Source organism: Bacteroides sp. An279 (assembly GCF_002159615.1).
In the GTDB taxonomy this organism is placed as follows: Bacteria; Bacteroidota; Bacteroidia; order Bacteroidales; family Bacteroidaceae; genus Phocaeicola; species Phocaeicola intestinalis.
Genome location: NZ_NFJA01000071.1, coordinates 1 through 19,544, shown reverse-complemented (window position 1 = coordinate 19,544; position 19,544 = coordinate 1). Strand labels below are relative to the sequence as shown.

Here is a 19,544-nt window from a genome sequence, read left to right as displayed (position 1 = left end):
GGGCAAACAACTTTGTAGAAAACATCTTTTCCACATGTATGGCACTGCATAATCTCAGAATTAAAATCAACCCTTGGAACTATCATAACTAATTTACATAAACTCTATTATATAATTAGGGCCTTTCTAAAAAAAGCCCTTGAAAAAATCCAAAGCCATCACTATTAAATCCAAATTATTGTGTGTACATTTGCATCGATTTTATACCGAGTTTGAAATGGACAGAAACATCATCAAATATATAAACGTAAACGGTCAACTGATGGACTTGTCGCATCCGCAAGTAATGGGCATATTGAATGTAACACCCGATTCTTTTTTTGCTGGAAGCCGCAAGCAGAATGAAACGGATATAGCTGTGCGTGTGCATCAGATAGTGGATGAAGGCGGAAGCATAATTGATATCGGCGCATATTCTTCACGTCCGAATGCCGAGGATGTCAGTCCCGAAGAAGAAATGAGACGGTTGCGTTTCGGGCTTTCCGTTATCCGGCGTGAACTGCCCGAAGCTGTGGTTTCTGTAGATACGTTTCGTGCTGATGTCGCGCGGATGTGTGTGGAGGAATATGGTGTGTCCATCATTAACGATATTTCTGCTGGTATGATGGATGCTGATATGTTTCCTACAGTTGCCCGCTTAGGTATACCTTATATTATTATGCACATGCAGGGCACACCGCAAACCATGCAGACTCATCCGCATTACGACAATGTCGTGAAGGACGTGATGTATTACTTTTCTGAAAAAGTGCAACGATTGCGTGATTTAGGGGTGAAAGATATCATTCTCGATCCGGGATTCGGATTTGGGAAGACATTGACACATAATTATGCATTACTCAGCCAATTGGAGGAATTCAGCATTTTCGAGTTGCCCATATTGGTGGGAGTCTCACGCAAATCTATGATATACAGACTGCTGGGAGGAGAACCGGAGGATGCACTGAATGGTACGACTGCCATCAACACCATTGCCTTGACAAAAGGTGCCGACATTCTGCGTGTGCACGATGTAAAAGCTGCCGTTGAAGTTGTGAAAATCGTTTCTGCCATGCAACACCCCACTTTCATCACTCCATCTTAACCAGTTATTGCCATGCCCTTCAGTTTTACCATCCTAACCATTAAAGATGTCATTGACATCCTGCTTGTAGCTTTTTTGCTTTACAAGACTTATAAATTGATGAAGTCGTCAGGCTCTATCAATGTGTTTACCGGTATTTTGGTGTTTATCGTGATTTGGGTCATCGTGTCGCAAGTGTTACAGATGCGTCTGCTTGGTTCTATCTTTGATAAACTGGTCAGTGTGGGAGTGATTGCCATCATTGTTCTGTTTCAAGATGAAATTCGTCACTTCCTGCTTTCATTAGGTTCTCGTCACAGTACGAATAGTCTGCTCCGTTTTTTCAAAGGCAAGCAGAAAAGCGATGGAGGAAAGGAAGACATCATGCCCATTGTCATGGCGTGTCTTAATATGAGCAAAGGAAAGGTAGGTGCCCTTATTGTGATGGAACGTGACTTTCCGTTAGACGATATCGCCCGAACAGGTGATATCATTGATGCCAGTATCAATCAACGGCTGATAGAAAATATTTTCTTCAAGAATAGTCCTTTACACGACGGAGCTATGATTATCAGCCACAAACGTATTGAGGCTGCCGGTTGTATCCTGCCCGTATCGCATAATCTGAACATACCGAAAGAACTTGGGTTAAGACACCGTGCTGCTTTGGGTATTTCGCAGGAAACCGATGCCATGGCTATCATTGTGTCGGAAGAGACGGGAGGAATTTCCATCGCTTATCAGGGGGAGTTTCATTTGCGCCTCAGCGCAGAGGAACTGGAACGGATGCTTACGGAGGCAACAATGCAATGACGGGCGACCTAATCTCGTTCCTGCATTGGCGGAATGCGGAATTCATAAAAAAAAGTGTCAGATGCATGTTGCGAAGATACACAACTTATGCATGTCTGACACGGTGCTGTGGAGAAGATAATGGATTATCTTATTTAACGAGTTCTTTCGCTTCCAGCGGTTGGTCGGTGGTGAGGTAGTCCACTTTCAAGTCGATAAGTTTCTGCATATCGGCCGTTTCGTCCACCGTCCATGCGTTGACCTTCATGCCCAGGTCGTGCGCTTCCTTCACCCATTCGGGGTGCTTGTCGAATACCTTATAATAATAGTCGATGCCGGTCATGCCTTTCGCCTTGATGTCTTTGGGGGCGATGTCGCTTTTCAGGTAGGCGATTTCCGAACCCGGAGTCAGTTTGACCAGCTGTTCGCATACATGCATGCTGAATGAAATGTATTCCACTTGTTTTTCCATACCCATTTCTTTCACCATTTTGACGCAATCGGCAGAAATCCGATTTTCTTGTGCTTCTGTCTTATGAGGTTTTATTTCGAGGATGAGCTGGATGTCGGGTAATTGCTTGCCGGCTTTCAGGTAGTCTTCCAGCGTGGGAAGAGTTTCGCCGTTCTTCAGTTTCAGGTCTTTCAGTGTGGCATAGTCGGTTTCGGCAATCGTATAACCTCCGATGGTGTCATCATGATTCACAACAACGATGCCGTCTTTGGTCAGTTGCACGTCGAATTCTGAACCGTATACTTGGGCTTCAGCGGCTTTCTTCAGTGCTGTGATAGAGTTTTGTGCAGAGCCTTCTGCCTTCCAGAATCCGCGGTGTGCGATGACTTGGGTCTGTGCTTGTGCCGCCAATGCGAAAAGTGCGCAGGCGCAAGCGAGGAAAAGTTTTCTTGTTTTCATGTTTGTTTTATGGTTTTTATTGTTAGGTGACTAGGTGTTAGGTGACTAGGTACTAGGTACCATTGTCACGACTATTTAAGCCTAGTCACCTGGTACCTGATACCTAGTCAACTCTTAAATCAGAATGCGTATCTCAAGCCTATCTGGAACTGGTACGGTGTACCGTTCAGGCTCGACACGCCGGTGTTCGGGTTCACGTTATATACAAACTGTTTGGTATCTTGGTCGAAGCTCTTGATAGAGTAGATGTTCTGCTTGCCCAAGGTGTGTCCGGCACCCCAGTCTTTGTTCAGCAGGTTTGCCACATTGAAGATGTCGACCGACAATTCCAGACTGTGTTTTTTGTAGAGATTGAACTTCTTGGTAAGACGCAAATCAAGTGTGCCGTAGAAACCGTTTACACCACCGTTGCGTTCAGCCACCTTGCCAAAGCTCTTACGGATATAGTCCTTGGTGCTTTGTTCTACTTCCGGATTGTTCAAGATGTCATTGATGCCGTCGCGCAAGTATTGTGGGGTGGCTGGGTCGTTCGGGTCGTAAATGTAAGCCAAATCATTCGAATCTACAAAGTCTCCGTTCAGGTTTCCGCTTACGGCAAGCGAATAACGTGTTCCGCCGATGCCCGAGAAGCGTGCGCCGATGCTGATGCCCCAGAAAGTGGGAGCTGTTCCGTAAACCACTACTTTGTGGCGGAACTGGTTGTTGGAGTAAGTCATTTTGCTCAAGTCGCGTGGGTCGTCTACCACCATTTGCGAGAGGGTTGCCGAGTTTGCCACGTTTCCGTTGTACGAGGTATTGTCTTTTGTATCGTTCCAGGTATAGCTTACCGAGAGCTGTCCATCCTTGAAGTATCTCCACGTTCCTTCTACCACGAAGGCGAACTGGTTGACTTTGCCTTCGCTCACCATTTCCAACACACGACCCACATTTTTGGTCTTACGGCTTTCTCTCCAGTCCACTTCACCATTGTCTTTAATGGTCTCTGCTGGCACATAAATGCCTCGGTTGCCTTCGGCTGCAAGGCGGAAGTAAGGCTGGTCTACCATGTTGCGGTCTACGTACATGTAGTTGTTCCGTCCCAAGGTCATATATCCGCCTACGGTTACTTTCAGGCGGTCGTTGAAGAAATGGGTGTACGAAAGGTTCGCCTTGTAGATGACCGGTACCTTGCAATCTGCTCCGTTTAGGTTAATGGTGGAGAGCTTTTCTATGTTCGGATTGTTGAACAGTTCTGTTCCCGGAGCCTTCGATGGATCTTGGCGATAGGCAGGGAAGTCGGGACGTAGCAGGTTAAGCAATTCATTATAGTTGGCGTTTCTCGGGTCAAGCGTTACATCGATAGATGCCGTGCGGGTTCCGTCGAACACCATGTTGTTAATCATCGCATAGTTGTTGATGTCCGAGGCAAAGATACCGCCGCCCAAACGGATGATGTCGCGGTGCTTGTCATTGATGTCCCAGGTGATTTGCACACGGGGCTGTACTTGGAAAGTAGAGAGACCGTTGTCGGTGCGTAAGCCTAAGTCATCGTACACGGTCTGGTTGAATGTTCCTTTATTGAAATAGGTAGCGTTGTCCAAGCGGAGTCCGGCTATCAGCTCGAAACCGGGGAACAGCTTGGTCTGCAATTGCGCGTAAGCACCGGCGTTCATGATGTTCTGTTTCACGCGGTCGTCTGCCGTAAGGTAGAGTTCGCGTACATAACGGGAAGGGGTAAGGCTTTCAAAAGCGTCCAGTCCGTTAAAGTAGAAGCGTCCGTTGGTCTCGCTTCCGTAGCGCGAATTCATGTGGGTGTACATCAGGTCTACACCGAAAGTATAATTGATTCGTTTTGTGTTGTAATAGAAATTGTCTACTAATTGGAGCACGTGGTTGTAGAAGTTTTCAGGGCAATAACGCTGGCCTCCTAACTGAATGTTAGTATATACGTTTTTCCCGTTTACAACCGATTCTACATCTTCTACGATGGCACGTGGGATGTTGGCAGAGGGAAGCTCGTCGCCCGGCATTGATTTCTCTAATGTATAAAGGTGTTGCACTTTCAATTCGTTCGTGCCTCGCGGACCTACCACCGAACGCAGGGTTGCCAAGGCACTGTTGTTCAACGAGTGTACGTTTCCGTACGATTCATACATCGTGATGCTGGTATTGTCGCCCAATCCTAAGTTGTTCATGTCGTTCACGAAGTTGTCGGTGAAGGTCAAGAGGTTGGTGGCATTGATTTGCCAGTCTAAGCGGGCGAATACGGCATCGGTGCTTTGTTTTTTATCGAATGCGCCGAATTGCGGTGTATTTGCCACGCCATATTTGTCGCGGGCGATTTGCAAGAAACGGTCGCGGGTATCTGTACTCAAGCTATAGCGTTGCTCGTCGGTAGCGTTTTGGATATCGGCGATATAGAGTGGGCGAGAGTCTGCCTGATGGTCCCACGTAATAAAGAAGTGGGCACGGTCTTTCACAATAGCTCCTCCCAGCGAGGCACCGAACTGGTAGGTGGAGAAGTCGTTGCTCCGCTTGTTGCCACGGATGTCATACGGGCTGGAGAGCCAGTTGGCACGTCCGTATACGAACGCACTACCGGTCAAGGTATTCGTACCCGACTTGGTTACAGTGCTTACCGTACCTCCTCCGGCACGTCCGTTAGTCACATCGTATTGGTTGGTCACTACCTTAAACTCACGGATAGCCTCCATGGAGATGGCGTAAGGCACTCCGTTACGGCTTGTCGTACTACCTCCCGAAGTCGGATTCTTTGCCGTCATACCATCGATGGTATAGTTGGTAGAAGAAGCCAACTGGCCCGAAAGGCTGGAGCCGGTGCTGAGCGGGGATAGGTCGACTAGCGAAGTAAAGTTACGTCCGTTTACCGGAAGTTTTTCCAAGTCTTGTTCGGTGACTGAAGTTGCCGAACCGGTAGTGGCAATGGTATTTTTTAATGAGTTGGCAACCACCTCCACGGCTTCCATGGTAATGGATTCTTCTTTCATCTGGAAATCGATACGCACTTGGTCGCCTTGGTTCAGGGTATATCCGCTTTTCGTCTGGTCCCCATATCCGATGTAGGACACCTTAATTGTGTACGGACCTCCCAACGGAAGCTGTTTGATGGTGTATTCACCATTCTCGTTCGTGATAGAGCCTGTGCTGAAGCCCGTTGACTCGTTTCTTACTTGCACAGTGGCACCGATGACTCCCAAATCGGTTTCATCGGTCACAATGCCCGTAATAACGGCACGGTCATCTTGGGCAAACAAGTATCCCGGCAGGATGAACAGGATACAGAGAAGCAATAACGCTTGCTTGATTTTTGTTGTCATAATCTTTAGTTAAGTGTTTGTTAAATTGATGCAACAAAAGTAAAGCAGGCGTATTACATCTCCATGACCGATGTGTAAAGAAACCGTGTGATTTGTGTTACGTGGATATTACATGGTACGAAAAGAAATTTGCCAAAAGACACTCTCAAACGAACATAAGTGATAAGACCGACTTACTTATGTGGGATGACTGAGTTACTTATGTGAGATTGCCAATTCACTTATGTTCATCAAAAAGCATGCTTGAATGCTGTCTTTAAAGTATAAAAGCCAATACTCCTGCTTACGAAAACTGGCAGGAAAAGGTATTGGCTTCTGACTCCCTGAAATAACTCCCTCTCTAACTCCTTATTATAAAATATGGAATTCTATGGGATTGTTTATTTGCCGGATATTTCCATCGTATATATGCCCGATTCTAATTCTAAAGTTATATACCGGTTCTCTTTTTTGAAATCCGTATGTTCTTGAAGAAGGGCATTATTCATCTTGACTTCCTTGAAATTGGTGGCAGGCACGCGGACTGTGGCACTTGTATTGGCTGGGATGGAAAAAGTATATCTGACAGATTGGGATGTAATTTCCCAGCCACTTTCAATCCGTCCGTAAGTCGAATCGTAATATCCGTGGGCGTAGGTCATTCTTCCTGTAGGGTCAGGCGTAGGTTGTAGGAAGAAATGTTGGAATCCTGGATTGCCGGCATCAGGCCGTATGCCTAACGAATAGTTGTACATCCACGAACATACCGCTCCGAAAGAATAATGGTTGAACGAGTTCATCCGGTTGTTTTTGCCGAACCCATCAGTGTGCGTATACGAGTTGAGCCGTTCCCAAATGGTGGTAGCACCTTGCTCTACCGAATATAGCCACGACGGATAGGAGGTTTGTTGAAGCAGGCGGTAAGCTGTATCGCTATACCCACAATCGGAGAGTGCTTTACAAATCCATGCTGTCCCGATGAATCCGGTCATCAATGAATAAGGCGGGCACGTTATGCCTTCGTCTGTTTTATTTTTGCGTGCTATGGTGTTTTGCAGGCAGGCGGCAACTTTAGAGCGCATGCTGTCTGGGATGATTCCGAAAGCCAGAGGCAATACATACGAAGTCTGGGTATCTATTGGGCTTTCTTTGCAGGCAAAACGGGTACATCCTGTTTCCGGCTCAATATAGGTTTTATTGAAGAATTTTATGCGATCCGAGTGTAATTTGGCATAAAAAGCGTTGTCTTCTTTATGTCCCAATATGCCTGCCACTTGCTGCATAATGTTCAGGTCATAGATGAAATAAGCTTCCCAAAGCAGGGTATTGTCATTCCGATTATTTTCCGGTCCCAACCAATCACCTAAATTGCCCCACCAGCTTTCTCCCTGATCCAATATGCCGGTTTCTTTATTGATGCATTGGTCGAGGAGGTATTGCATATAATGCTTCATGGCAGGATAATGTTCTTCCAGCAAAGCTTTGTCTTGGTATTGCAGGTAACATTCCCAAGGGATGGTGATGCCGGCACTTCCCCATAGCATTCCGCCGAATCCGCCTCCTAGTGGGGCAATGTCGGCAAAACGCCCGTCCTGCCGTTGAACGTCACGCATGGCACAAAGATAACGGTGCAGGAATTGGGAAGCATCTGTCAGATAAGTAGCGGCACGCGAAAATACCGAAATGTCGCCTGCCCATCCTAACCGTTCATTACGTTGGGGGCAATCGGTAGGTATTGAAAGGAAGTTGGCATAAGTAGACCACGTAATGTTCTCCCACAACTTGTTTACTTTCGGATTGGAAGTCTTATAGTGGGAAGCCAGGTGGGCGACCGAACTGAGTATGGTGCTTTTGACAGCTTCCAACGGTAAAGGGCGGTCGATACCGGTTATCTCGATAAAGCGATAGCCATGGAAAGTAAAGCGTGGTGCAATGGTTTCATAACCTCCACGGGCAATGTATATATCTTGCGCCATAGCTGCACGTATATTTTCCAGCATAATCATGCCTTCGTGTTCTTTATAAGCAGGAAGAGATGGATATTTCACCTCGGCAAACCGCAGGCACACTCGTTGTCCGGGCTTGCATTCTGTCAGGGTGATGCGGGGGACGCCTGCCATGTTTTGTCCCATGTCGTAGACAAAGACTCCTGGGCGGACTTCTTCCACTGATTGTGCGGTCAGTTCCTTAACGGCCTTTACGGTAGGTCCGAATTGCCCGGTCAGATGATAATGGGAATAATCGTCTACCCGTGGAATGTTTTCTTCGCTTGTTGTACAGATGGTTCCATCTAAAGGGACTTCTTGGGCAGCATGCCATTTGGTATCGTCATACGAAGCTGTGCTCCATCCTTCTATATCACTTTCTCTCCGGGCGTCGTACACTTCTCCTTGGAAGAAGCTGCCGTATATCACAGGTCCATAGCTGAAAATCTTCCATGTGTCGGGACGGGTTACAATATGTTCCGTTTCTCCGTCTGCATAGGTGATGGTCAGTTTGGCAAGCAGGGATTGGCGGTCGCCGAAATAGTTCCAGTTTTCACCAGTAAAGGTACACCCTCCACTCCACCATCCTTCCGACAGAATGGCACCTGCGGCGTTTGCACCTTCCTGCAGATAAGAGGTTATGTCGAAAGTCTGATACAGATGAGTCTTGTTGTATTGAGTTGCTCCCGGATTGAAATAATCATTGCCAACACGTTTCCCGTTGATGTAGAAGTCGTAGATGCCGCGTGCGGTGACATACAAGCGTGCTTTGGCTATCTTTTTGTCTTGTGTATGAAATACGGTACGCAGCATGGGGGAAGCGTTCCGGCTGGGATTGGTCAGGTATGCACTGAGGTTGATGCCGTTCAGTGTTTCGGAAGAGGGAGGATACAAAGTGACCAGCAGATTGCTTGGATTTCTGAAATTCCTGATTTCTATCCGTGAGTCTGCAAGGAGTTTTCCTTGTTGCAGGCAGAATCCCACATCGCCCAATACAGGAAAGGCAATAAAGTCTCCTCCTTGTCCCAGCGGGTTCAGGTTGGTTTCCCCGATGCGATGTGTTTCATTGTCGAAAGCGAATTGTGTAAATCCTAGGTTGGAACTTAAGAAAAGCCTGTGTTCTTTGTACAGGTTGTGCTTATTGAATAGCGAAGCAGGGATATGGAACGTGTCCAACGGAACTTGTGGTTTATCTGTAGGACAAAAGCCAGCCCTGTACACCTTGACGATGGCTTGCCCTCCGCTTTGCACTGTACGGGCATCCAGTTCTATCTTGATATAAGATTGGTCCCTCTTGTTTGTCAGTCCGTACAGGTTCTTGTTCTTGTCCATCAGTCTTTCGTCGTTGGCTCCATAAAGGAAAGCCGTTTGAGTTGTCTGCCTGTCTAACCGGAACACATAGTTCAGACGGAATACAGGCAGGTAATGCGAATAGAGCACCATGTCCCCGTCTCCTCCGCCAATCCATCGGGCATCTTGCCATCGTTCGTCTGCATCGTTTTGTGCCATGATGCCGGTTTCGAACCAAGACGATGCCGAAAGATATTCTTCTTGCGTCCAGGCCTCCAGCTTCCATGTGTAACGGGTCTCCGGTTGGAGCACACTTCCATTGTACACGATGTTTAGCGACCGTCTGTCCGGTGTTTTCCCGGAATCCCATACACATAGTCCCGATTCATCATATACCTTTAAATGATAAGCGGTCTGTCGGATGCCATATTCATTATCATCAGCCGCTATTTGCCAGCTGAACCGTGGAGCAGGTACATCTATTCCGATAGGACATGTGGCATATTCTACTTTTAGGTTCTGCAATTTAGCGGCAGACAAACAGAATCCTTGTATCCAGCAGATAACTAATAATAAAAACGTGTTCTTGTTCATATCAATTGATGTATTGCATGGTTGTAGAAAAGTTCGATTGCGAAAATATAAATTTTATCGATAAGATTAACATATCAGTAATAAGAAACCGTTTTGAATTTCTCCAAAAAGTTTTTCTTGTCTTGATGTATTCGTTATCGTGTGTGCTTTGGGCGGTTTTGGGGCCATTTCCGCTTCTGTGATAAGGAAGATAGAGGGCTGTCTTCCTTATCACAGAAGCGGAAATGCCTTAAAAACTCATCCCCAATCAGCACACGATAAATTCAAAACTGTTTCTAAAAATACGGTGTCAGAGCAGCTTCAGATGCAGGTAACGGGAACAAAAGCCGAATGTCTAAATAAGAATTGGATGCTACCGAATATCCGTCTGGGAAATAATATGCCTGAGGATTGGCTTTTACCCGTTCTCCATAAGCTTTCATTACAGTTTCCGCTTGTCCGGAACGTACTAAATCGAGCCATCGCTTGTTTTCAAAAGCAAGTTCTACTCTTCTTTCTTTGAAAATGGCTTCACGGATTGCGTCTTGTCCGGTAACAGATGTATTTGCTAGTCCAGCTCGGTTTCTGACTCTATTCAGGTATGTTAAGGCTTCATCTGTCTTATTTTGTTCATTAAGTGCTTCTGCCAAAAATAAAAGAACTTCGGAATAGCGATATACAGGCCAATTATCGTCTGTATTATTGGTTAAGGCATGTGGGTGGCAATACTTTTTTATATAAGGATATTGTTTCCCTGATGCCGTTAACATTCCTATTGAAGCATCTTTACGATCATCCCCAGTCTCATAAGCATTTATAATATCTGGTGTCGGGATATTATATCCTTCAACAATATACGAATTTTCTTCGATACCAGTTATTGCAGAAACTTCTTCGGCTGTAATGGGTTGCACTAAAAAAACATAAAAGAAATTGCTGGCATAACCTTCATTTCCTTGTTTGAACTGTACTTCAAAGACAGATTCTATACCATTTTTATTGGCAGGTTCGAATGCATCGGCATAATTTTCATACAAGTCGTATCCGTTGACCTCTTTTAAAACGCGTTCTGCTTCACTCCAGTTCTGTAGGTTGATATATACATTTCCTAAAAGTGTATTAGCTGCTCCGGATGTAGCCCGTCCAGGGTCTTGATGTGACTTGTCTGGGAGTAGGTTGGCAGCAGTTTCAGCATCTTGAATGATCTGAGCATAGATGGTTTCTGTATCGGACAAGGGCAAAGCGGTTTCCTCTTCTGTTTGTACAGGGGTCAAATGCAGAGGCACCGATCCGAAGTATTGAACTAAATCAAAATAGGCTAAGGCACGCAAAAAATAGGCTTGTCCTTTGATGTTGTTTTTTACGGATTCATCGAATTCTACATTATCTATAAAGGCTAAAATATAGTTGATGTTAGAAATCATGCTGTAATTGGTTACATATTTATGTAATGGTACGCTGTTGTTTGCATCGTCAAGGAAATCTTTGACGAATTCAGCAGAAATGGTTCCTCTGTCTGTCGGGTTATATACATAAGTCGTATTATCGGAACGTAGTTCTCCCATGGCCCACGCACCATTACTTCCACTGTATAATGTCCGTAAAAACGAATAACATCCGTTTATAGCTTGTTCGAAATCATTTTGTGATTGATAATAAACTTCAGAACTTAATGATGTATCTGAAGGTATATCGAGAAAATTGTCACAACTGGTAAAAGCACAAGCTAGCAATATGGTGTAAAATGAATGTTTAATTTTCATATCGTTAAATTATTTAAAATGATACATTCAGTCCGATTGTAAATGTTCTTGGAATAGGATAAGTGGAAAAATCAATCCCCTGCAATAGTGCATTGGGAGAATTCCCGTCAAAATCAACTCCTACTTCAGGATTTGCATATTTGTATTTGGTTAAGACCAAAGGTTGCTGTATGCTGGCGTATAATCTCAAGTTTTGTACGTATTTGATAAGGCGCGCAGGAAAGGTATAGCCAAACGTGATATTTTTGATGGTAAAATGGCTGCCATCACAAATAAACCGGGAATGCAAAATGTCTCTTTCACGTCCTGTCCCGCTTGTCGTTTTACCATATTTCCCAGCCCCTGGGTTTTCGGGTGAACGCCATCTGTCTTTTACTTCTTTCAGTACATTGAAATTACCATCAAGGTTGGTCGTCCCTTGTTCGCTTACTGCCACTATTTTGTTTCCATACGAACCGGCACATACTATGGACAGGTCAAAATTCTTATATGAGAAAGTATTGGTCAGTCCATAAGTGAATTTTGGGAATGGATTTCCCAATTCGGTCTTATCGCCTCCCATGTCATCATACGTAATGGTTCCATCATTGTTCACGTCTTTAAATTTGATAGTTCCTACTTCAGAGTCTACAGCTTTCGGAGAATTATCATAATCAGCTTGATTTACATAGACGCCTTCTTGAACCATACCGTAGAATTGTCCTATTCTGCCACCTACTTTAGTAATAGTCTGTACAATGCCGGTTTGAGCCAGCATGTAATCGCTCATGCCCGACAGAGCAAGAACCCGGTTATCGCTGAATGCAATATTGAAATTAGTATCCCATTTGAAAGCGCCAACCAGGTTGTGTGAATTGATGCTGAATTCATGTCCCCAGAATTTTATTTTACCCACATTGCCTGTAATGGTTTGGAAACCTGATTCACGGGGTACGGACATGGAATAAAGTAGATTGTCTGTTATTTTCTTATAATAATCATAAGTAAATGTAATCCGGTTGTTTAAGAACGAAAGGTCTACACCCAAATCCAGTTCTCTGGTTTTTTCCCATCCTAAGTTTGGATTTCCAAGATTGGTGACTTGGCTTCCGTTTACAACTGTATTGCCGAAAACGCCTCCTTGCGTGATATCGATGGTGTTGTATTGTGTGTAGTTTCCGATATTATGATTCCCGATAACACCGTAACTGCCACGTAACTTGAATAAAGATAACCATGTCAAATTTTTCATAAAAGGTTCTTCGTTTACCAACCATCCGATGGAACCGGCGGGGAAATTACCCCAACGGTTGTTTATACCGAATCGTGAGGAACCGTCTCGTCGGATGCTGAACCCTAACAAATAACGCCCTTTAAAATCGTAATTGATTCTTCCAAGGTAAGACATCATACTCCATTCTTGGATATCCATGGTTGGATTGTTTTTAACCAAAGCGGCATCTATGGTTTGGATACGGTCATCTGCATAATTGCTTCCGGTTACAACCCCTAACTGACTGTGGTATTTTTGTACGGTAAATCCTACCAGTGCATCCAAATGATGGTCGCCCCAATCAACCGAATAGCTGGCTGTAGTTTCTGACAAATAAGAATAATAGTTGCTGTCTTCTTCTCTTAGATTAGCATTTAAAGCACTGGGCTCTACGTTAAAAGCACGTCCTGCTGTAGAAGGTTGGAAGTAGTGACGGTTTTCATATCCTAAATCGGTGCTGATGCTTGTTTTTAAGAAAAGGTTTTTAATTGGTTCAAATTCGATATAGGCACTGGCAAGCAACCTGAGTGTTTTATATTCATTGGAAGTATCTTGAATAGAACGCACCCAGTTGGGCATTGGATTCATTGTAACTCCTTCGGTGGTTACAGATACTGGCATATTACCGTTTTCGTCCATGTAAGGTAAGATAGGAGGCGTCAGGTTGGCGTTTGCCAGCAAACCTCCTCCCCCGAAAAAGGAACCGTCACTTAGAGGGCGATTTTCAAAACTATATGTGGGTGCAACATTCAGGGCTGCTTTTAGTCTTGGATTGATTTGATAAAGAGAATTGGCACGCAATGAAATCCGTCGGTAATCGGAATTCAAGACCACACCATCTTGATTGAAATATCCTACGACAATGGAGTTTTTTAACTTTTCTGAACCCGATTGGATAGAAACATTATAGTCTTGTATTAATGCATTGCGTAACATGGTATCGTACCAACTGTATCCTTTTTCGTATTGCGACGGATTTTGGAATGCTGTAGGGACGGGTTCCCCTAGGTCTTCGTAGTGTTCTTTGCGGAATTGTGCCCATTCTGTCCCGTTCATCATGTCCGGCCTTCCTTTTTCAGGTACAACTTGTACTCCCCAATATCCGTTGAAGCTGACATTGGTCTTTCCGGTTTTAGCTGTTTTGGTTGTAATAAGTACAACACCGAAAGCGGCACGTGAACCATAAAGTGCTGTAGCTGCAGCATCTTTCAATACGGTCATAGACTCTATTTCATTGGGATTCAGATTGTTTATATTCCCGACAATAGGGAATCCGTCTACGACGTATAACGGACTGGAATCGGTAGACAAGGAGGCTGCACCACGGATTCGGATGTTCATGCCTTGTCCTGGAGTACCTGTCCCTTGATTGATTTGTACGCCGCTGATTTGTCCTTGAAGCTTTTGTGCGAATTGTGCCCCTGGAATATCTCCTAATTTATCAAAATCTACCGTTTCTAAAGAACCGGTAACGTTGCGTTTGGTTTGAGTCCCATAAGCTAATACGACCACTTCGTCCAACGCCCGTGTATCATCTTTCATAATGATGTTTAAATCTTGCCCCTCTTTTGCATGAATGTTTTGTGACATATATCCGATATAAGATACGTGCAAGACTGCATCTGCCGAAGCCTCAAGTGTGAATTGTCCATCCATATCGGTGATGGTACCTATGGATTGGCCTTCTACGGTAATGTTGGCACCGATAATGGGATCACCGTTGGCATCTTTCACTACACCTTTGATGAGGCTTTTCTTGTTTGATGGGATATCTTTTTGTGAGGCAGGGAGAATGATAATCAGATTTTCTGATACTCGGTAGAATAACCCTCTTTGGGCAAGCTCGCGTGTCAAGACTTCCTTCAGCTCTTCGCTTTGGGACGACAGGGTGACGTTTGATTTGCCTTTCAGGTCAGCGTCACGGTACGAGAAGCGGTACGGGGTCTGTTTTTCGATAGTGTTCAACAGTTCTTTCACCGGCGCGTCTTTCAGGTTCAGGCTGACTTTGCCGGTCTGGGCGGATGCCCCAATAAAAGTTAACATACATAAAGATAACGCAAGATAACGGGAGATACCGTGTTTTTCGTTACCTTTGTCCGCAGAAACGGACAGATTCTTTTGTTTTTTCATGATATTATGGATTATTGGTTCATTAATGCAAACTATGCTGCAACATAGTTTTGTGGACTGATTTCCGCCTCCGGACGATTTGCCGATTGTCCGGAGGTTCTTGTTTTTGCTGGCATTGTTATGTTTTCATGTGTGCTTGTGTTTTTGAGGTTAATAAATCCGGTAATTATTTCATATCGATATGAATCGTGTCTTGGGTACGGGTATAGCCGAAACCGTAATGCTGTTTCAGTACGCCGAGGACATTCTCCAGCGTGGCTTCCTTGAAGGTACCCGTATAGGCATCGTTGGCAAAGAGCGTGTCCGAAGTCCGGATAATGACACCGAACTTGCGCTCCAGCGAGCGGAACACTTCTCGCAGCGGGGCGTGGCGGAACGTCAATGTGCCTTTCGTCCATGCCGTTTCCGCCCGGTTCGAAGTGGTTTCCAAGATCAGCTGGCCCGTATGCTTGTTATAGGTTATCTTTTCATTGGGACGTGCGTGCAGGCTTTTGTAGGGTGGGCGGACCGTATTCACCCGTACGCTTCCTTTTACCAGAGCCATTTCCAGGAAGTCTTTGTCCTCGTAAGCGTAGACGTTGAAAGATGTGCCTAGTACGGTGATGTTGATAAAGCCTGTCTGTACGACGAATTGTTTGCTCTCGTCGCGCTTTACGTTGAAATAGCCTTCACCCGAAAGCTCTACACAGCGGTTTTCCCGTCCGAAATCTTGTTGGTAAGTAAGCGAAGAATGGGTGTTCAGCTTTACTTTGGTCCCGTCGGGTAGGGTGACCGAAGAAGGCGATTCGCCGGAACGGATAACAACATTGCGTGAAGTGAGTTGTTGTAATTCGTGATGTTGCGTGTAGAGCAATGCCGACATGACGATACTGAGCACGAGCAAAAGGCATGCGGCGATTTGAACCCAATGTGTCCGCAGGCGGATGTATAAGGGAACACGTATCTTCCGTTCCAGGTTCTGATAGAGCCGGACTTTTTTCGCTTCGGGCAAAGGAGATTCATCGGCATAGAAGTCCCAGTGCCGCGCCATGAAATCTTTCATCTCTTCATCTGTCGAGCGGTTGACGGCGGCTTTTAGCCGAGCAAATTCTTCTTTTGAGATATGTCCGGCATGGTATTTCCGTAATAAATCCTCTATGTCGTAATTGGGTTTGTTCATGAGCCTGTTTTTCCTTTGTTTGTAAGTAATATCCGCGAACAAAGGATTTATAACATGCTGATTTGTATGTTATAAAGCAGGATTTGTTGCTTTTTTATAGGTTTAACAGGAAGATGCTTAACAAAAAGGCATGGTTTTGGAGTTCGGCACGCATGGTTTTAAGTGCCGCTGAAAGCTGGTTGCGCACTACTTGTTCACTGATGGAAAGCTTTTTAGCGATGTCAGCTACGGGAATGTCTTGCTCTTTGTTCCATTCGAAAATCTCTCGCTGGCGGGGAGATAGTTTCTGCTTGGCTCGTGCCAAGGCTGTACAGAAGCTTTCGAAATCGATGTCATCAATGATATATTCTTCTGATACGCTTGCTTCGTTCTGGTATTTCAGGTATTCTTCCATCGAGGGATGGTTCAGTTGCCTGCGTAGTTCTTTCAGGAGCAGGTGGTAGGAGATGGTGAACAGGTACGACTTGAAAGAGCAAAGAGGGTCCAGCCGTTCGCGTCCGGTCCAGATGCGTAAGAAAGTTTCCTGTACGATATCATCGGTTACGGCTTCCGACTTGACATAGTGGAAGACGAAATGGTATAGTTTGGAAACCCATTGCTCATAGAGTCGCCGATAGGCGGTGACCGAGCCGGATTTCAGTTCTTTTATCAAGTCTTTTTCGTCCATCTTGTCTGTTGGTGCCAAATATTGTTTATCGTATTGGGCAAAGATACGATTTAAATGGGAATACTAGCATGAAAGGGCTGATAATTTTATAGGGGTGGAAAGTGGATGAATATACACTGTCGGTGTTACTTCTTTTGCCAGTGTCACGCTGGATTGCAAATCCGTTTCTTCAATTACGCCAGATTGTACATCCGGCATGTCAAGCACTTTTCTCTCCGCTATATAGCTGCATCGTTTGTAAGATTATTAATCTTACAGCTTGAAGATTAATAATCTTCCGGCGTGAAGATTAATAATCTTACAAACAACGCAGCCATGTGCACGAATTAATGCTGCGAGAAGTATAAAAGCTATTCTATCATGTAATGTTTTCTATTAATCGGGTATATTGCAAGCTTCAAATGCTTGTGCCAGATCTTCCAACAGGTCATCAATATGCTCAGTACCGATGGAAAGCCGGATGGTAGCTGGCGTGATGTGTTGCGTTTTCAGCTCTTCAGGCGAAAGCTGCGAATGGGTGGTAGTGGCAGGATGAATCACCAGGCTTTTCACATCCGCTACATTTGCCAAAAGTGAAAAGATTTTCAGTGAATCGATGAAACGCCATGCTTCATTTTGTCCGCCTTTTATCTCGAAAGTAAAGATACTTCCACCACCTTGTGGAAAATAGCGAAGATACAGTGCATGGTTGGGATGTGAAGGTAGGGAAGGGTGATTGACTTTTGCCACCATAGGGTGTGTTACAAGGTATTTTACTACTTTTAGGGCATTGGTCACATGACGCTCTACGCGCAGTGACAAGGTTTCAAGTCCCTGCAACAACAGGAAAGCATTGAAAGGTGAGATGGTTGCTCCCGTATCTCGGAGCAGGACAGCCCGAATGCGGGTGACAAATGCTGCTTCTTTTGCCACATCGGTAAAAATGTTTCCGTGATAGTTCGGGTCGGGAAGAGTCATTGTAGGAAAGCGGTTCGGATAGGCTTTCCAGTCGAAACGTCCGCTGTCTACAATGATTCCGCCCAGCGAAGTACCATGGCCACCGATAAACTTGGTAGCGGAGTGAACCACTATGTCTGCTCCATGCTCGATGGGACGGATAAGAAAAGGAGTACCAAAGGTATTATCTACAATCAAAGGTATTCCGTGACGGTGTGCTACTTCTGCCACAGCTTCTATGTGGGTAATATCCGAATGAGGATTGCCGAATGTTTCTGCATACACCGCTTTTGTTTCGGGACGAATGGCAGCTTCCAGCGCATGCAGGTCGTTGATGCGGACAATGGTATGTGTAATTCCCTGTTCAGCAAGCGTGTGTGTAATCAGGTTGTACGAGCCTCCATAGAGGTTATCGGCTGCTACCAAATGGTCGCCTGTATGTAAAATGTTCTGCAAGGCGTAAGTTACTGCTGCAGCTCCAGAGGCTACAGCCAAAGCTGCCACTCCTCCTTCAAGGGTAGCCATGCGTTCTTCCAATACTCGCTGGGTGTCGTTGGTGAGGCGTCCGTAGATATTTCCGGCATCGCGCAAAGCGAAGCGGTCTGCAGCATGTCGGCAATCGTGGAACACATACGAAGCGGTCTGGTAAATGGGAACGGCACGTGCACCAGTTGTGGGATCGGGCAATTCTTGTCCGGCATGCAATTGCAACGTTTCGAAATGAAGTTTAGTCTTGTCCATTGTTTTTTTATAAAGATTATTGACTGAAGAAACTGTTTTGAATTTCTTCTAAATATTTTCTGCAAAATAAGTAATTCTGGAAATAACAATCAATGTTTGTCCTTTATTTGGAAAATCTATCTATATTTGTATCCTAAAATAGAATAACTGCACAATGTAATATTCCAAAAGGGATATAAAACAGAATAGAATTCTTTTATGGAAACATTAGATAAAATAGATTTGCAGATTCTTCGTGTTTTGCAAGAAAATGCCCGGCTTACGACTAAAGAACTTGCCGCACGGGTCAGCCTGTCATCTACTCCAGTGTTCGAACGTCTGAAGCGGCTGGAAGCAAATGGATACATTAAGAAATATATGGCGATAGTAGATGCTGAAAAACTTCACCAGGGGTTTATTGTTTTTTGTAAAGTGAAGATGACTCGTCTTAACCGTGACATTGCCCAAGATTTCAGTCGCATTGTGCAAGGGATTCCAGAAGTGACCGAATGTTACAACATTTCCGGAAGCTATGATTATTTGCTAAAAATCCATGCCAAGGATATGAAACATTATCAAGCATTCATACTCAATGTCTTAGGTACTATTGAACATCTAAGTTCGCTGGAAAGTGTCTTTGTGATGGATGAGTTGAAACATACATACGGTATTCATTTTTAAAAATAGGGGAAAGGCTGTTTTTTAATGGAGAGTTGCAAAAATCCGTCATGAGTCAAAAAACGAAACCGTTTCTAAGAAACTCTAATTTTTACAAATGAATACTGCAAACAGTCAATACATCTCCCTAAAAATGAATAGAGACTTTATCGGAAAATGCAGTACTACTGCATTTTTATACGGTCAGTTTGGCAAATTGCGGACATTTAATGTGTATGCAAAATTAAGAAGCTGTTTTGAATTTCTCCAAAAAGTTTTTCTTGGCTTGATGTATCCGTTTTCGTGTGTGCTTTGGGCGATTTTTTGGTCCTTTCCGCTCCTGTTCTTCGT

Annotated in this window: 11 protein-coding genes; 3 read left to right on the top strand and 8 right to left on the bottom strand. The window is 44.7% G+C overall.

What is annotated here, in order from left to right:
• Window positions 1–217 precede the first annotated feature (217 nt).
• Both folP and cdaA read left to right on the top strand, forming a co-directional pair.
• Window positions 218–1,084 carry a dihydropteroate synthase gene (gene folP, locus B5F78_RS12165; protein ID WP_087406828.1) on the top strand — a complete coding sequence of 289 codons (867 nt, stop codon included), beginning with the start codon at window positions 218–220 and terminating at the stop codon, window positions 1,082–1,084.
• A gap of 12 nt (window positions 1,085–1,096) precedes the next feature.
• The gene (gene cdaA, locus B5F78_RS12160; RefSeq protein ID WP_022040031.1) at window positions 1,097–1,876 is read left to right on the top strand and encodes a diadenylate cyclase CdaA; all 780 of its coding nucleotides are present in this window, start codon (window positions 1,097–1,099) and stop codon (window positions 1,874–1,876) included.
• A gap of 130 nt (window positions 1,877–2,006) precedes the next feature.
• Here cdaA and B5F78_RS12155 read toward each other — a convergent pair whose 3' ends face one another.
• The 8 genes from B5F78_RS12155 to B5F78_RS12115 form a co-directional block, all read right to left on the bottom strand.
• Window positions 2,007–2,765 carry a glycerophosphodiester phosphodiesterase gene (locus B5F78_RS12155; protein WP_087210787.1) on the bottom strand — a complete coding sequence of 253 codons (759 nt, stop codon included), beginning with the start codon at window positions 2,763–2,765 and terminating at the stop codon, window positions 2,007–2,009.
• Between the two features lie 119 nt (window positions 2,766–2,884).
• Window positions 2,885–6,082, bottom strand: a complete 3,198-nt coding sequence (locus B5F78_RS12150; protein ID WP_087406827.1) for a TonB-dependent receptor — start codon at window positions 6,080–6,082, stop codon at window positions 2,885–2,887.
• A 380-nt stretch (window positions 6,083–6,462) separates the two neighbouring features.
• Window positions 6,463–9,930: a glycoside hydrolase family 78 protein gene (locus B5F78_RS12145; RefSeq protein WP_087406826.1), complete on the bottom strand. Its 3,468-nt coding sequence runs from the start codon at window positions 9,928–9,930 to the stop codon at window positions 6,463–6,465.
• Between the two features lie 275 nt (window positions 9,931–10,205).
• A complete protein-coding gene (locus B5F78_RS12135; RefSeq protein WP_087406825.1) occupies window positions 10,206–11,672 on the bottom strand; it encodes a RagB/SusD family nutrient uptake outer membrane protein in 1,467 nt (488 codons plus the stop codon).
• Window positions 11,673–11,685: 13 nt separating this feature from the next.
• Window positions 11,686–15,054, bottom strand: coding sequence for a TonB-dependent receptor (locus tag B5F78_RS12130; protein WP_087250562.1), 3,369 nt, complete (start codon window positions 15,052–15,054; stop codon window positions 11,686–11,688).
• A 166-nt stretch (window positions 15,055–15,220) separates the two neighbouring features.
• A complete protein-coding gene (locus tag B5F78_RS12125) occupies window positions 15,221–16,213 on the bottom strand; it encodes a FecR family protein (RefSeq protein ID WP_087406824.1) in 993 nt (330 codons plus the stop codon).
• 94 nt (window positions 16,214–16,307) lie between these two features.
• The gene (locus tag B5F78_RS12120) at window positions 16,308–16,898 is read right to left on the bottom strand and encodes an RNA polymerase sigma factor (RefSeq protein WP_241148267.1); all 591 of its coding nucleotides are present in this window, start codon (window positions 16,896–16,898) and stop codon (window positions 16,308–16,310) included.
• A gap of 357 nt (window positions 16,899–17,255) precedes the next feature.
• Entirely contained in the window at window positions 17,256–18,557 is a 1,302-nt protein-coding gene (locus tag B5F78_RS12115; RefSeq protein ID WP_087406823.1) for an O-acetylhomoserine aminocarboxypropyltransferase/cysteine synthase family protein, read from the bottom strand.
• A gap of 198 nt (window positions 18,558–18,755) precedes the next feature.
• On the opposite strand from B5F78_RS12115, the gene B5F78_RS12110 reads away from it, so the two are divergent.
• The gene (locus tag B5F78_RS12110; RefSeq protein ID WP_022040231.1) at window positions 18,756–19,217 is read left to right on the top strand and encodes an Lrp/AsnC family transcriptional regulator; all 462 of its coding nucleotides are present in this window, start codon (window positions 18,756–18,758) and stop codon (window positions 19,215–19,217) included.
• The last annotated feature ends 327 nt before the right edge of the window (window positions 19,218–19,544 follow it).

Coding starts and splice junctions, on each gene's coding strand:
- folP (WP_087406828.1), top strand. CDS start 218: ATGGACAGAAACATCATCAAATATATAAACGTAAACGGTCAACTGATG.
- cdaA (WP_022040031.1), top strand. CDS start 1,097: ATGCCCTTCAGTTTTACCATCCTAACCATTAAAGATGTCATTGACATC.
- B5F78_RS12155 (WP_087210787.1), bottom strand. CDS start 2,765: ATGAAAACAAGAAAACTTTTCCTCGCTTGCGCCTGCGCACTTTTCGCA.
- B5F78_RS12150 (WP_087406827.1), bottom strand. CDS start 6,082: ATGACAACAAAAATCAAGCAAGCGTTATTGCTTCTCTGTATCCTGTTC.
- B5F78_RS12145 (WP_087406826.1), bottom strand. CDS start 9,930: ATGAACAAGAACACGTTTTTATTATTAGTTATCTGCTGGATACAAGGA.
- B5F78_RS12135 (WP_087406825.1), bottom strand. CDS start 11,672: ATGAAAATTAAACATTCATTTTACACCATATTGCTAGCTTGTGCTTTT.
- B5F78_RS12130 (WP_087250562.1), bottom strand. CDS start 15,054: ATGAAAAAACAAAAGAATCTGTCCGTTTCTGCGGACAAAGGTAACGAA.
- B5F78_RS12125 (WP_087406824.1), bottom strand. CDS start 16,213: ATGAACAAACCCAATTACGACATAGAGGATTTATTACGGAAATACCAT.
- B5F78_RS12115 (WP_087406823.1), bottom strand. CDS start 18,557: ATGGACAAGACTAAACTTCATTTCGAAACGTTGCAATTGCATGCCGGA.
- B5F78_RS12110 (WP_022040231.1), top strand. CDS start 18,756: ATGGAAACATTAGATAAAATAGATTTGCAGATTCTTCGTGTTTTGCAA.